The sequence below is a fragment of the Agromyces rhizosphaerae genome, from assembly GCF_027925245.1.
Lineage (GTDB): Bacteria > Actinomycetota > Actinomycetes > Actinomycetales > Microbacteriaceae > Agromyces > Agromyces rhizosphaerae.
In genome coordinates this window covers 3,206,168-3,219,676 of record NZ_BSDP01000001.1, presented here as the reverse complement: position 1 = coordinate 3,219,676, position 13,509 = coordinate 3,206,168, and the positions used below count along the sequence as shown (strand labels likewise).

The window sequence follows — 13,509 nt, the reverse complement described above, 5'->3', positions numbered from 1 at the left end:
CGAACGCGGGCCAGCGGCCCGCGTCGGCGGCGCCGATCAGGAACCCACCTCGGCGGGCGCCTCCGAGGTCGATGCCGCCTGGTCGCGCTCCTTCAGCACACGCTCGTCGTGGCGCTTGATGGCCGGCTCGCCCTCGCGGAACTGCGAGTACATGGGCGCCGCGATGAACACGGTCGACCACGTGCCGACGAGGATGCCGATGAGCAGCGCCAGCGAGATGTCGCGCAGGGTGTCCGCGCCGAGCACGAACGCGCCGATGAAGAGGATCGCGGCGACCGGGAGTGCGGCGACCACGCTCGTGTTGATCGACCGGACGAGGGTCTGGTTCACGGCGAGGTTCACCGACTCGGGGAAGGTACGCCTCGACTCGTCGCCCTCCCACGAGGTGTTCTCGCGGATCTTGTCGAACACCACGACGGTGTCGTAGAGCGAGTAGCTGAGGATCGTCAGGAGGCCGATCATCGCCGCCGGCGAGACCTCGAATCCGCTGGCGGCGTAGATGCCCGCCGTCACGACGAGGTCGGCGAACAGCGACAGGATCGCGGCCGCGGACATCTTCCAGGTGCGGAAGTACAGCGCCATGAAGACCGCGGCGAAGAGCAGGAACGCGATGAGGCCGATGATGGCCTGCCGCGTGACGTCCTCGCCCCAGCTCGCGCCGACGAAGCTCGACGTGATCTCCGACTCGGGCACGCCATACGCCTCGGCGAGGGCCGTGGTCACCTCACGGGTCTCGGCGGCCTCGAGCTGGTCGGTCTGGACGCGCACGCCGTCGTCGCCGACGATCGTCACTCGCGCGACGGCGTCGGGCACGACCTCGGCGACCGCGTCGATCGCGGGCTCCTGGGTCGCCTCGGCGACGTTCGAGATCAGGAACTGGGAGCCCCCGCGGAACTCGATGCCGAAGTTGAAGCCGCGGAACACGGGCACGAGCACCGACAGGATGATCAGCACCGCGGCGATCGCGTACCACTTGCGGCGTCCGCCGACGAAGTTGAACGAGCGCTTGCCCGTGTAGAGGTCGTTGCCGAAGGTGGTGAGCCGACTGGCCATCAGGAGTCCTTCCCCTCGTTCGAGGGCGTGTCGCCGACGGCGGCGAGCTCCGCAGCCTTGCGCTCGGCGATGGTCTGCCGGCGCTGCGCCTCGCGCGAGCTCGACGCGACCTTGGTCTTCGTCACGTTCGCGGCGGGCTTGCGGAACTCCGCACGGCCGCGGTACACGGCGCCGAGCGCCGTCGGGTCGAGGCCCGACCACGGGTGGCCGCTGGAGAAGAACCGCGTCTGCGCGAGCAGCTGCAGCATCGGGTGGGTGAACAGGATGACCACGATCACGTCGATCACGGTCGTGAGACCGAGTGTGAACGCGAACCCGCGCACGCTGCCGACCGCGAAGATGAACAGCACGATGGCGGCGAGCAGGTTGACCGTCTTCGAGGCGATGACGGTGCGCAGCGCGCGCTTCCAGCCCGCCTCGACCGCGCCGACGAGCGCACGGCCGTCGCGCAGCTCGTCGCGCACGCGTTCGAAGTACACGATGAACGAGTCGGCCGTGAAGCCGATCGCGACGATCAGTGCCGCGACGCCCGCGAGGGAGAGCCGGTACCCCTGGTACCAGGACAGGATCGTGATCGAGAGGTAGGTGATGACGCCGGCCACGACGAGCGAGGCGATCGTCACCGACGCGAGCGCCCGGTATTGGAAGAGCGTGTAGATCACGACCAGGATCAGGCCGATGAGGCCGGCGATGAGGCCGCTCTGCAGCTGCGAGGAGCCGAGCGTCGCCGAGATCGTGTCCGAGCTCTGCACCGTGAAGCTGATCGGCAGCGCACCGAACTTCAGCTGGTCGGCCAGCGCCTTCGACGACTCCTGGGTGAAGCTGCCGGTGATCTGCGGGCGACCGTCGGTGATGATGCCGTTCATGCTCGGCGCGGAGATGATCCGCCCGTCGAGCACGAACGCGAACTGGTTGCGGGGCTCCTCGAGGCCGAAGAGTCGCGTGCTGACCGCGGCGAAGTCCTCGGTGCCCTGGTCGTCGAACCGCAGGTTGACGGCCCAGGTGCCGGTCGACACGCCGGACGAGCTCTGCACCATGCCGTTGGTGGCGTCCGTGATGTTCTCGCCGCTGACCTCGACCGGGCCGAGCGCGTACTTGAACGTGTTCGTGGTGTCGCAGGTGATGAGCGGCTCGTCGGCGGGGTGCCGGTTCGCCTCGGCCTCGTCGATCGAGGCGCAGTCGAACGCGTCGTACTCCGCCTGCAGCTCGTCGGTGATCCACGCGAAGTCGCTGGCGTCGGTGGGCTCGGGCGTCTCGGTCGCCTCCGCCTCGTCGGTCGCCTCCTCGTCCGCCTCGTCGGTCGGCTCGGCAGTCTCGGTCGACGCCACGCCCGCGAGGATCACGGGGCGCAGCTCGAGCTTGGCCGACGACTCGATGCGCTGCCGCGTCTCGTCGTCGAGCTCACCCGGGATGGCGACGACGATGTTGCGGTCGCCCTGCGTGGTGATCTCAGCCTCGGACACGCCCGACGCGTCGACGCGCTGGCGGAGGATGGAGACCGCCTGGTCGAGCTGCTCGCCGGTGACGCTCTGCCCCTCGGCGAGCTCGGGGGCGAGGATGATCTGCGTGCCGCCCTCGAGGTCGAGGGCGAGCTTCGGCGTCCACGAGCCGCCCGCCCAGAGCACGCCGGCGGTGTTGATCGCGATCAGTGCGACGATCAGGGCGCCGAGCCAGCTGAGGGAGCGCCAGGCCTTCTTGACGGTGGTGGGTCGGGACGACCGCTTGGAGGGTGCAGCCACGAATTCCGCTTTCTCTGCACGTCCGCGTCACCCGACGCGGACGTGTGGTGTCGAGGGGTCCTAGTCGTCCGACTTCTTCGGCTCGGTGCCCGTCTCGGGCGCCGCGTCCGACTCGTCGACCCGCTCGCCGTACTCCGGCTCGGCGTCCGCCGGCTCCTCGAACTCGTCCTCCGAGCCCGGCGCCGGCGTGACGACGCGGTTGATGGTCTGGCGGTGCACCGTGAGGACCGTGCCCGGGCTCGACTCGAGCAGGACCTGGTTCTCCTCCTCGTCGATGGACAGGATCGTGCCGAACACCCCGAAGTTCGTCATCACCGTCGCACCGGTCGCGACCTTCGACTGCAGCTCACGCTGCTCCGCCGCGCGCTTGCGCGAGTTGCGGAACATGAAGAAGATGAGCAGCGCCAGGACGGCGAGCATGATGAGTGTGAACGGATCCATCTGGGGGTGCCTCCGGTGCACGACGACGCGGTCGTGCCAAGTCTGGGGTGCGCGGCCGTTCCGGGCCTGCGCGCTGGTGGGGTGGGCCGAAGCCTCCAAGGATTATAGGTCATCGAGGGGCAGCCCGGATGCCGGGCTGCGCAGACCGAGGTGCCGCCACGCCTCCGGGCTCGCCACGCGACCGCGCGGCGTGCGCGTGAGCAGGCCGATGCGCACCAGGAACGGCTCGACGACCGACTCGATCGTCTCCGCCTCCTCGCCGACCGAGACCGCGAGCGTGTTGAGCCCCACGGGGCCGCCGCCGAACCGCGTGAGGATCGCCTCGATGACCGCGCGGTCGAGCCGGTCGAGCCCGAGCTCGTCCACGTCGTAGAGCTCCAGCGCGGCGCGCACCGCGTCGAGGTCGGCGCGCCCGCCGTGCACGAGCGCGTAGTCGCGCACGCGTCGCAGCAGGCGGTTCGCGATGCGCGGGGTGCCCCGGCAGCGGCCGGCGATCTCCGCCAGCGCCTCGCCGTCGACGTCGAGCCCGAGCATGCGCGCCGCGCGGCCGAGCACCTCCCGCAGCTCGTCCTCGCCGTAGAACTCGAGGTGCGCGGTGAACCCGAACCGGTCGCGGAGCGGGTTCGGCAGGAGCCCGGACCGCGTGGTCGCGCCGACCAGCGTGAACGGCGCGAGGTCGAGGGGCACGCTGGTCGCACCGGCGCCCTTCCCGACCATGATGTCGATGCGGAAGTCCTCCATCGCGAGGTAGAGCATCTCCTCGGCCGAGCGCGCCATGCGATGGATCTCGTCGATGAAGAGCACCTCGCCCGGCACGAGCGACGACAGGATCGCCGCGAGGTCGCCGGCGTGCTGGATCGCCGGCCCGCTCGACATGCGCAGCGGCCTGCCGCCCTCGTGGGCGACGATCATGGCCAGGGTCGTCTTGCCGAGCCCGGGCGGGCCGGCGAGCAGGATGTGGTCGGGCGTGCGCTGCTGCATCTGCGCCGCGGTGAGCAGCAGCTGGAGCTGGCCGCGCACGCGCGCCTGCCCGACGAACTCGCCGAGGCTGCGCGGGCGCAGCGCGCCCTCGAACGCGAGCTCGGCCTCGTTGGCGAGCTCCGGATTCGTCAGGTCGACTCCCGGGTCGCTCACGAGGCCCTCCCGGCGTGCTGGGCCGGACCGAGCCGGGCGAGCGTGAGCCGCAGCAGCACGGGAACGGATGCGGCGTCGGTGCCGGATGCCTCGGCCAGCGTCTCGGTGAGCGCCTGCTGCGCGGCCTTCTCGGGCCAGCCGAGCCCGGTGAGCGCAGCGAGCACGTCGTCGCCCGCGTTCGCCCGCACGGACGGCACGGCCGCGACCGGCGGCGCGGTCACCACGAGCTTGCCCGTGAGCGACACCACGATGAGCTTGGCGGTCTTCGGGCCGATGCCGCTGACCTTGCGGAACGCCGCGTCGTCCTCGTTCGCGACCGCGTGCGCCACCTGCTCGGGTGAGAGCGACGAGAGCACGCCGAGCGCGGACTTCGGCCCGACGCCGGTGACGCCGATCAGCAGGTCGAACACGCGCAGCTCCTCGGTCGTGCCGAACCCGAACAGCGACAGCGCGTCCTCGCGAACGATGAGCGCGGTGTGCACGCGGAGCGTCTCCCCCTCGCGCGCCGCGAGGGCGAGGGCCGGGGTGGTCGCCACGGAGAACCCGACGCCGCCGACGTCGATCACGACCGTTCCGCCCGATGCCGCGAGCACCGTTCCACTGAGCGAGGAGATCACGGCTTCAGACTACGTGCGGCCCCCGACGTCTTCGCGGCACGCTCCGCGGCGAGCCATGCCTTCTGGGCCGGGGTCGCCCCGGCGTCGATGTCGCCCGCGCCACCGTGAACGGCCCCAGATGCCGGTCCCGACCGCCACGCGTGGCAGATCGCCAGCGCGAGCGCGTCCGCGGCGTCCGCGGGCTTCGGCGGCGTCTCCAGCCCCAGGATGCGCGCCACCATCGCGCCGACCTGCTTCTTGTCGGCACGGCCGTACCCGGTGATCGCCGCCTTCACCTCGCTCGGGGTGTGCAGCGCGACGGTGAGCTCGCGGCGCGCCGCGAGGTGCATCGCGACGCCCGAGATCTGGGCCGTGCCCATGATCGTCGACACGTCGCTGCGCGCGAACACGCGCTCGAGCGCGACCGCCTGCGGGCGGTGCTCCTCGAGGATCGCCTCGAGCCCCTCGGCGATGCGCAGCAGCCGCCGCTCGATCGCCAGGTCGGCCGGCGACCGCAGCACGACCACGTCGACGAGCGTCGCGCTCCGGTCGGGGGCGACGTCGACCACGCCGACACCGCACCGGGTGAGCCCCGGGTCGATGCCGAGCACGCGCATGGTCGTTACTCGTCCGCCTCGAGCTCCGCCAGCACCTCGGCGCTGACGTCGTAGTTGCTGTAGACGTTCTGCACGTCGTCCGAGTCCTCGAGCGCGTCGATGAGGCGGAAGACCTTGCGCGCCGTCTCGGCGTCGATCTCCACCTTGAGCGACGGCACGAAGGCGACGTCGGCCGAGTCGTAGTCGATGCCCGCGTCCTGCAGCGCGGTGCGGGTCTGCACGAGGTCGGTGGCCTCGGTGATGACCTCGAAGCTCTCGCCCTCGTCGGTGACCTCCTCGGCGCCCGCGTCGAGCACCGCGGTGAGCACGTCGTCCTCGGTGAGCCCGTCGGCGGCGCCCACGACGATGAGGCCCTTGCGGTTGAAGTTGTACGCGACGCTGCCCGGGTCGGCCATGGTGCCGCCGTTGCGGGTCATGGCCGTGCGCACCTCGGCGGCGGCACGGTTCTTGTTGTCGGTGAGGCACTCGACGAGCAGTGCGACGCCGTTCGGCGCGTAGCCCTCGTACATGATCGTCGTGTACTCGATCGACTCGCCGGAGATGCCGGCGCCGCGCTTGATCGCGCGGTCGATGTTGTCGTTCGGCACCGAGGTCTTCTTGGCCTTCTGCACGGCGTCGTACAGGGTCGGGTTGCCCGCCAGGTCGGCGCCGCCGAGCTTCGCGGCGACCTCGATGTTCTTGATGAGCTTCGCGAACGACTTCGCACGGCGTGCGTCGATGACCGCCTTCTTGTGCTTGGTCGTCGCCCACTTGGAATGGCCTGACATGAATCTCCCGGGTCGTCTCTGGGCGCGCGCGATGCATCCGCGCCGACATGCCATTGTAGGGCAGGCCCCGCGGCGCCCGGCCGGAGGCCCCGCCGTCAGACCAGTCGTCGGAGCGTGCGCAGGTTGCGGTTCGTGGTGGTCGGCCGGTACCTCGCCTTCGCGAGCAGCTTGGCGAACGGCGTGTCCCCCGTGGTGCCCTTCACGGGGTTCCAATAGAGCACCCCGTCCCCGCGCCGCAGGGGGTCGACCGCGGGATCGAGATCGGATGCTGCGGTCACGAGCTCGTCCAGTGCACGTGCGTCGCTCGCGAAGATCACCCACGGCTGCCGTTCGTCGTCCTCGGCGTCGAACGGGAAGTCGTCGATCACTGCGGACACTCGCTCCACGGTCGTGAGCACGATCCACGCGTCGTACCCGAAGCGCTCCCCGAGCGCGCGCTCGATGTCGGCCTTCACCCGGTCGCCCGGGGCGGATGCCGCGAAGACGACGTTGCCGCTCGCGAGCACCGTGCGCACCTCGTCGAAGCCGAGCGACGCGAAGACCTCGCGCAGGTCGGCGGACCTGATGGTGACGCCGCCGACGTTCACGCCCCTGAGCAGTGCGATGTACCGCGTCATGCCGCACACGCTACGCCGGGCCGCCGACGGCGGTCGCTCAGGAGCGGGCGCGCGCCTTCGAGAGGAAGTACTCGTGGAATCGGTACTCCCCCGTGATCTCGGGGTGGAAGCTCGTGCCGAGCAGGTTCCCCTGCTCGACGGCGACGACCCGCCCGTCGTCCAGCCGCGCGAGCGGCGTGGCCGCCGGGCCCACGGACTCGACCACCGGCCCGCGGATGAACACCGCGTGCACGGGATCGTCGCCGATCGCGGGAACGTCGAGGTCGGTCTCGAACGACTGGTTCTGCGAGCCGAACGCGTTGCGCCGCACCACGACGTCGAGCCCGCCGAGGCTCTGCTGGCCCGCGATCGCGTCGAGCACGGTGTCGGCGAGCATGATGAGCCCGGCGCACGTGCCGTACACGGGCAGCCCGTCGGCGATCGCGGCCTTCAGCGGTTCGGCGAGCCCGAACGCCCGCGAGAGCTTGTCCATCACGGTCGACTCGCCACCCGGGATCACGAGACCGTCGATCTCGTCGAGCTCGGCCGGGCGACGCACGGTCGAGACGTCGGCCCCCAGGCCGGACAGCACCGCCACGTGCTCGCGGAAGTCGCCCTGGAGGGCGAGCACGCCGACTCGAGTCATGTCGTCACCGTTTCCGGATGCCGCTGCCCGCGGCATCCGCTCGTTCGTCCCGTGCCTACCAGCCGCGCTCGGCGAGCCGGTGCGGGGCGGGCAGGTCGCCGACGTTGATGCCGACCATGGCCTCGCCGAGCCCGCGCGACGCCTCGGCGATGACCGCCGGGTCGTCGTGGAAGGTCGTCGCCTTGACGACGGCCGCGGCGCGCGCCTCCGGGTTGCCCGACTTGAAGATGCCCGAGCCGACGAAGACGCCGTCGGCGCCGAGCTGCATCATCATCGCCGCGTCCGCCGGGGTGGCCACGCCGCCCGCGGTGAAGAGCACGACCGGGAGCTTTCCGGTCTCGGCGACCTCGGCCACGAGCTCGTACGGGGCCTGCAGCTCCTTCGCGGCGACGTACAGCTCGTCCTTCGTCATCGACTTCAGCGCGTTGATCTCGGCGGTGATCTTGCGGATGTGCTTGGTCGCCTCGGAGACGTCGCCGGTGCCGGCCTCGCCCTTCGAGCGGATCATCGCCGCACCCTCGTTGATGCGCCGCAGCGCCTCGCCGAGGTTGGTCGCACCGCACACGAAGGGGGTGTTGAACTCCCACTTGTCGATGTGGTTCACGTAGTCGGCCGGCGAGAGCACCTCCGACTCGTCGATGTAGTCGACGTCGAGCGCCTGGAGCACCTGCGCCTCGACGAAGTGGCCGATGCGGGCCTTCGCCATGACCGGGATCGAGACCTCGGCGATGATCGCCTCGATGAGGTCGGGGTCGCTCATGCGCGCCACGCCGCCCTGGGCGCGGATGTCGGCGGGAACGCGCTCGAGCGCCATGACGGCGACGGCGCCGGCGTCCTCGGCGATGCGGGCCTGCTCGGCCGTGACGACGTCCATGATGACGCCGCCCTTCAGCATCTCGGCGAGTCCGCGCTTGACGCGGCTGGAGCCGAATTCGGCAGTGCTCATCGGGGTTTCCCTTCGACGGAGGTCGCGCGAACTGCGCAGCATGACGGACAAGCGCCTTGCTTGGCCTAGGCCAAAAGATAGCATGGTCGGGACATCGCCCACGCAACCGTGTTGGATCGTGACATGACCATCGAGATCACCGGCCGCTCGGCCGCGGACATCGCCGACAGCGTGCGTGCGCTCATCGAGCGCGGCACGCTGCGACCGGGCGACCCGCTGCCGTCCGTGCGGGGCCTCGCGGGGAGTCTCGGGGTGAACCGCAACACCGTGGTCGCCGCCTACGGCCAGCTCACGGCGGCCGGCGTGGTCGTCACCCGCGGACGCGGCGGCACGCACGTCGCCGACCCCGAGGTCGTGCCCCAGGAGGGCTTCGCCGCCGACAGCGTGCTGCGCGACGTGGCGACCGGCAACCCCGACCCCGACCGCATCCCCGACCCGTCGATCGCGCTCGCGGGCATGGCGGGCCGGCCGGTGCTCTACGGCGAGCCCGTGATCGATCCCGGGCTCGAGCGCTGGGCGCGCGAGTGGATGTCGGCGGACCTCGCGCCGCCCGACCTGCGGCTGACGATCACCAGCGGCGCCGCGGACGCCGTCGACCGGCTGCTGGCCCTCGCCCTCGTGCGCGAGGACGCGGTGGCGCTCGAGGACCCGTGCTTCCTCACCAGCATCCACACCGTGCGCGTCGGCGGCTACCGCCCCGTCGCCGTCCCCGTCGACGACGAGGGGATGACGGTCGACGGCCTGCGCGCCGCGCTCGACGACGGCGTGCGCGCCGTCGTCTGCACCCCGCGCGCGCAGAACCCCACCGGCGCGAGCCTCAGCGCGGCGCGCGCGGCCGACCTGCGCGCGGTGCTCGCCGACCACCCGTACGTGCTCGTCATCGAGGACGACCACTTCTCCATGCTCTCGCGCGACCCGTTCCGCTCGATCATCGGGCCCGGCCATCGTCGCTGGGCGCTCGTGCGCTCGGTGTCGAAGTTCCTCGGGCCGGACATGTGCCTCGCGGTCACCGCCTCCGACCCCGACACGGCAGACCGCCTCGCGATGCGCCTCAGCCCGGGCACGACCTGGGTGAGCCACCTGCTGCAGCGCCTCACGCTGTCGCTCGTGACCGACCCGGCGGTCGCCGCGGGCATCGCCGACGCGGGCGCGCACTACGCCGCGCGCAACGCCGCGTTCGCCGCGCGACTCACCGAGCTGGGCGTCCCGGTCGCAGCGGGCGACGGGCTCAACCTCTGGATCCCGCTGCCCGTCGCGGCCCGCGACGTGTCGGAGCAGCTCATGCGTCGCGGCTGGCTCGCACGCGCCGGCGACGAGTTCGTGCTGGGCGAGCCCCCCGCCGTCCCGCGCCTGCGGCTGACCGTGCACGACCTCTCCGACGACGACGCCGAGCGGCTCGCCGCCGACGTCGCCGCCGCCGTGCGCGCCGCCGGTGGACGACTCTCCCCCGCCGGGATGGAATGATCGAGCGGGTGAAGGTCCTCTCCATCCAGTCCGCCGTCGCCTACGGGCACGTCGGCAACTCCGCGGCAGTGTTCCCCCTCCAGCGCATCGGCGTCGAGGTGATGCCCGTCTACACGGTGAACTTCTCCAACCACACGGGCTACGGCGCCTGGCGCGGGCCCATGATCGACCCCGACGACGTGCGCGCCGTCATCGACGGCATCGAGGACCGCGGGGCGTTCGCCGACGTCGACGTGATCCTCTCGGGCTACCAGGGCGGCGAGGGCATCGCCGACGTGATCCTCGACGCCGTGGCCCGCGTCAAGGCCGCGAACCCCGGCGCGATCTACGCGTGCGACCCCGTCATGGGCAATGCGAAGAGCGGATGCTTCGTGGCCCCCGCCATCCCGGTGCTGCTGCGCGACCGGGTGGTGCCCGCCGCCGACCTCATCACGCCGAACCAGTTCGAGCTCGGCTACCTCACGGGCACCGAGCCCGACACCCTCGAGTCGACGCTCGCCTCGGTCGACCTCGTGCGCGCCTCCGGGCCGGCCACCGTGCTGGTCACGAGCGTGGAGCGCCCCGACCGGCCCGAGGGCACGATCGAGATGCTCGCGGTCGACGACCGTGGCGCGTGGATCGTGCAGACCCCGCACCTGCCGATGAAGGCCAACGGCTCGGGGGACGTCACGGCGGCCCTGTTCACCGCCCACTACCGCAGCACGGGCGACGCGGGCGACGCCCTCGCACGCACCGCCTCGAGCGTGTTCGACCTGCTGTCGAACACGCACGCCTCGGGCGAGCGCGAGCTGCAGCTCATCGAGTCGCAGGAGGCCTACGCGCACCCGCGCATGCAGTTCGAGGTGCGGCAGGTCCGCTGAGACGACGGATGCCCCGGAGCGCGCGTGCGCTCCGGGGCATCCGATCAGCCGGCCGGCGAGGCCGACGACGTGCTCAGGCCGGCCAGGCGTCGGCGATCTCCTGCCGGACGTCGCCGAGCAGTCGCGGGATCGCCTTGGTCTTCGCGATGATCGGGAAGAAGTTCGCGTCGAGCGCCCACCGCGGCACGATGTGCTGGTGCAGGTGCTCCGAGATGCCGGCACCGGCGATGCGCCCCTGGTTCATGCCGATGTTGAACCCGTCGCAGCGCGAGACCTCGCGCACGACGCGCATCGCGATCTGGGTGATGCGGCCGATGTCGTCGACCTCCTCGGGCGTCGCCTGGTCGTAGGTCGCGATGTGCCGGTACGGGCAGACCAGCAGGTGACCGCTGTTGTACGGGTACAGGTTCAGCAGTGCGTACGCGTGCTCGCCGCGCGCGACGATCATCGACTGCTCGTCGTCCATCTCCGGCGCGCGGCAGAACGGGCAGGCGTGCTCCTCGGGCTGCTGGCCCTGCTGGATGTAGACCATCCGGTGCGGGGTCCAGAGCCGCTGGAACGCGTCGGGCACGCCGGGCAGGTCGCCCGAGGCATCCGTCGGCACGCCCTCGAACTCCTCGGGGGTGTACGGACCCGCCATCAGAAGTCGCCCTGCGACACGACCTGCCGGCGCTCGTCGATCGCCGCGCGGATGCGCCCGACCGCCTGGTCGATCGGCACGCCGTTCTCCTGGCTGCCGTCGCGGAACCGGAAGCTCACGGTGTTCTGCGACCGGTCGTCCTCGCCCGCGATGAGCTGGAAGGGCACCTTCTGCTTGGTGTGCGTGCGGATCTTCTTCTGCATGCGGTCGTCGCTCGTGTCGAGCTCGGCGCGCACGCCCGAGGCCCTCAGCTGCTCGATGACGGCGCCCAGGTACGACTCGTACTCCTCGGCGACCGGGATGCCGACGACCTGCACGGGCGCGAGCCAGACCGGGAAGGCGCCGGCGTAGTGCTCGGTGAGCACGCCGAAGAAACGCTCGATCGAACCGAACAGCGCGCGGTGGATCATGACCGGGCGCTTGCGCGTGCCGTCGGACGCGGCGTACTCGAGCTCGAACCGCTCGGGCAGCATGAAGTCGAGCTGCACCGTCGACATCTGCCAGGTGCGGCCGATCGCGTCGCGCGCCTGCACCGAGATCTTCGGCCCGTAGAACGCTGCCCCGCCCGGGTCGGGCACGAGCTCGAGGCCCGACTCCTCGGCGACCTCCGCGAGGGTCTGGGTCGCCTCCTCCCAGACCTCGTCGTCGCCGATGTACTTCTCGGGGTCCTTCGTCGACAGCTCGAGGTAGAAGTCGGTGAGGCCGTAGTCGTTCAGCAGGTCGAGCACGAACCGCAGGGTGCGGGTGAGCTCGCCCTTCATGTCCTCGCGCGTGGTGAAGATGTGCGCGTCGTCCATGGTGAGGCCGCGCACGCGGGTCAGGCCGTGGATCACGCCCGACTTCTCGTTGCGGTACACGGTGCCGAACTCGAACATGCGCAGCGGCAGGTCGCGGTAGGAGCGCGCGTTCGACTTGTAGGTGAGGATGTGGAACGGGCAGTTCATGGGCTTCAGGTAGTAGTCCGCGCCCTGCCGGGTGATCTCGCCCTCCTCGTTGCGCGCCTCGTCGAGGTGCATCGGGGGGAACATGCCGTCGGCGTACCAGCCCAGGTGGCCCGAGGTCTCGAAGAGGTTCGCCTTCGTGATGTGCGGCGAGTAGACGAAGTCGTAGCCGCCCTGCTCGTGCTTGCGGCGCGAGTAGTCCTCCATCTCGCGGCGGATGATGCCGCCCTTCGGGTGGAAGACGGCCAGGCCCGAGCCGATCTCGTCGGGGAAGCTGAACAGGTCGAGCTCCGCGCCGAGACGGCGGTGGTCGCGCTTGGCGGCCTCCTCGAGGCGCTGCTGGTGGGCGCGCAGCTCGTCCTTCGTCGGCCACGCGGTGCCGTAGATGCGCTGCAGCTGCGGGTTCTTCTCCGAGCCGCGCCAGTAGGCGGCCGCGACGCGGGAGAGCGCCCAGCCGTTGCCGATCATGCGGGTGTTCGGCAGGTGCGGGCCGCGGCAGAGGTCCTTCCAGATCACCTCGCCGGTCTTCGGGTCGACGTTGTCGTAGATCGTGAGCTCGCTGCCGCCGACCTCGACCGACTCGTTGTCCTCACCGGCATCCGCCCCGCCCTTGAGGCCGATCAGCTCGAGCTTGTAGGGCTCGCCGGCGAGCTCGGCGCGTGCGTCGTCCTCGGTGGTGACGCGGCGCACGAAGCGCTGGCCGGATCGGATGATGCGCGCCATCGCCTTGTCGAGGGCCTTCAGGTCCTCCGGGGTGAACGGCTCGGCGACGTCGAAGTCGTAGTAGAAGCCGTCGGTCACGGGCGGGCCGATGCCGAGCTTCGCGTCGGGGTTCACCTGCTGCACGGCCTGCGCGAGCACGTGGGCCGTGGAGTGCCGGAGGATGTCGAGCCCGTCGGGCGAGTCGATCGCGACCGGCTCGACGGTGTCGGCGTCGGTCACCGTCGTCGCGAGGTCCTTCAGCTCGCCGTTGACGCGCATCGCGACAACGGATCGATCGGTGAAGAGCTCGAAGCCGTCGACCAAGTGGATCCACTCCCTGAACGTGTGAGACGCGACCCCTCACGAA

14 protein-coding genes are annotated in these 13,509 nt (G+C 70.9%); 2 read left to right on the top strand and 12 right to left on the bottom strand.

All coding sequences use genetic code 11. From position 1 onward, the window contains the following. Positions 1–36 precede the first annotated feature (36 nt). From secF to pdxS, 10 genes are all read right to left on the bottom strand, one after another. Positions 37–1,053 (bottom strand): protein translocase subunit SecF, encoded by a 1,017-nt coding sequence (gene secF / locus QMG39_RS15200; protein WP_281886447.1) that lies wholly within the window; start codon positions 1,051–1,053, stop codon positions 37–39. Further along, positions 1,053–2,792, bottom strand: coding sequence for a protein translocase subunit SecD (gene secD, locus QMG39_RS15195; RefSeq protein WP_281886445.1), 1,740 nt, complete (start codon positions 2,790–2,792; stop codon positions 1,053–1,055). Before secD ends, secF begins: the two co-directional genes overlap by 1 nt. A gap of 60 nt (positions 2,793–2,852) precedes the next feature. Further along, positions 2,853–3,233, bottom strand: a complete 381-nt coding sequence (yajC, locus tag QMG39_RS15190; RefSeq protein ID WP_281886443.1) for a preprotein translocase subunit YajC — start codon at positions 3,231–3,233, stop codon at positions 2,853–2,855. 102 nt (positions 3,234–3,335) lie between these two features. Next, complete coding sequence (gene ruvB / locus QMG39_RS15185) at positions 3,336–4,367, bottom strand: Holliday junction branch migration DNA helicase RuvB (protein WP_281886441.1); 1,032 nt, start codon at positions 4,365–4,367, stop codon at positions 3,336–3,338. After that, positions 4,364–4,984 (bottom strand): Holliday junction branch migration protein RuvA, encoded by a 621-nt coding sequence (ruvA, locus tag QMG39_RS15180; RefSeq protein WP_281886439.1) that lies wholly within the window; start codon positions 4,982–4,984, stop codon positions 4,364–4,366. Before ruvA ends, ruvB begins: the two co-directional genes overlap by 4 nt. After that, entirely contained in the window at positions 4,981–5,580 is a 600-nt protein-coding gene (gene ruvC / locus QMG39_RS15175; RefSeq protein WP_281886438.1) for a crossover junction endodeoxyribonuclease RuvC, read from the bottom strand. Before ruvC ends, ruvA begins: the two co-directional genes overlap by 4 nt. 5 nt (positions 5,581–5,585) lie before the next feature. Then, on the bottom strand, positions 5,586–6,347 hold the full coding sequence (locus tag QMG39_RS15170; RefSeq protein WP_281886436.1) for a YebC/PmpR family DNA-binding transcriptional regulator: 762 nt from the start codon (positions 6,345–6,347) through the stop codon (positions 5,586–5,588). Positions 6,348–6,442: 95 nt separating this feature from the next. After that, entirely contained in the window at positions 6,443–6,964 is a 522-nt protein-coding gene (locus QMG39_RS15165; RefSeq protein WP_281886433.1) for a DUF1697 domain-containing protein, read from the bottom strand. A 37-nt stretch (positions 6,965–7,001) separates the two neighbouring features. Next, the gene (pdxT, locus tag QMG39_RS15160) at positions 7,002–7,589 is read right to left on the bottom strand and encodes a pyridoxal 5'-phosphate synthase glutaminase subunit PdxT (protein WP_281886431.1); all 588 of its coding nucleotides are present in this window, start codon (positions 7,587–7,589) and stop codon (positions 7,002–7,004) included. A gap of 55 nt (positions 7,590–7,644) precedes the next feature. Further along, positions 7,645–8,535, bottom strand: a complete 891-nt coding sequence (pdxS, locus tag QMG39_RS15155; protein ID WP_281886429.1) for a pyridoxal 5'-phosphate synthase lyase subunit PdxS — start codon at positions 8,533–8,535, stop codon at positions 7,645–7,647. A 123-nt stretch (positions 8,536–8,658) separates the two neighbouring features. On the opposite strand from pdxS, the gene QMG39_RS15150 reads away from it, so the two are divergent. Both QMG39_RS15150 and pdxY read left to right on the top strand, forming a co-directional pair. Further along, on the top strand, positions 8,659–9,999 hold the full coding sequence (locus tag QMG39_RS15150) for an aminotransferase class I/II-fold pyridoxal phosphate-dependent enzyme (RefSeq protein ID WP_281886427.1): 1,341 nt from the start codon (positions 8,659–8,661) through the stop codon (positions 9,997–9,999). An 8-nt stretch (positions 10,000–10,007) separates the two neighbouring features. After that, positions 10,008–10,859 carry a pyridoxal kinase PdxY gene (gene pdxY, locus QMG39_RS15145; protein ID WP_281886425.1) on the top strand — a complete coding sequence of 284 codons (852 nt, stop codon included), beginning with the start codon at positions 10,008–10,010 and terminating at the stop codon, positions 10,857–10,859. A 73-nt stretch (positions 10,860–10,932) separates the two neighbouring features. Here the strand turns inward: pdxY and QMG39_RS15140 are convergent, their stop codons facing one another. Both QMG39_RS15140 and thrS read right to left on the bottom strand, forming a co-directional pair. Then, positions 10,933–11,499 (bottom strand): HIT family protein, encoded by a 567-nt coding sequence (locus QMG39_RS15140; RefSeq protein ID WP_281886423.1) that lies wholly within the window; start codon positions 11,497–11,499, stop codon positions 10,933–10,935. Beyond that, positions 11,499–13,421 (bottom strand): threonine--tRNA ligase, encoded by a 1,923-nt coding sequence (gene thrS / locus QMG39_RS15135; protein WP_281887311.1) that lies wholly within the window; start codon positions 13,419–13,421, stop codon positions 11,499–11,501. Before thrS ends, QMG39_RS15140 begins: the two co-directional genes overlap by 1 nt. Between the last annotated feature and the right edge of the window lie 88 nt (positions 13,422–13,509).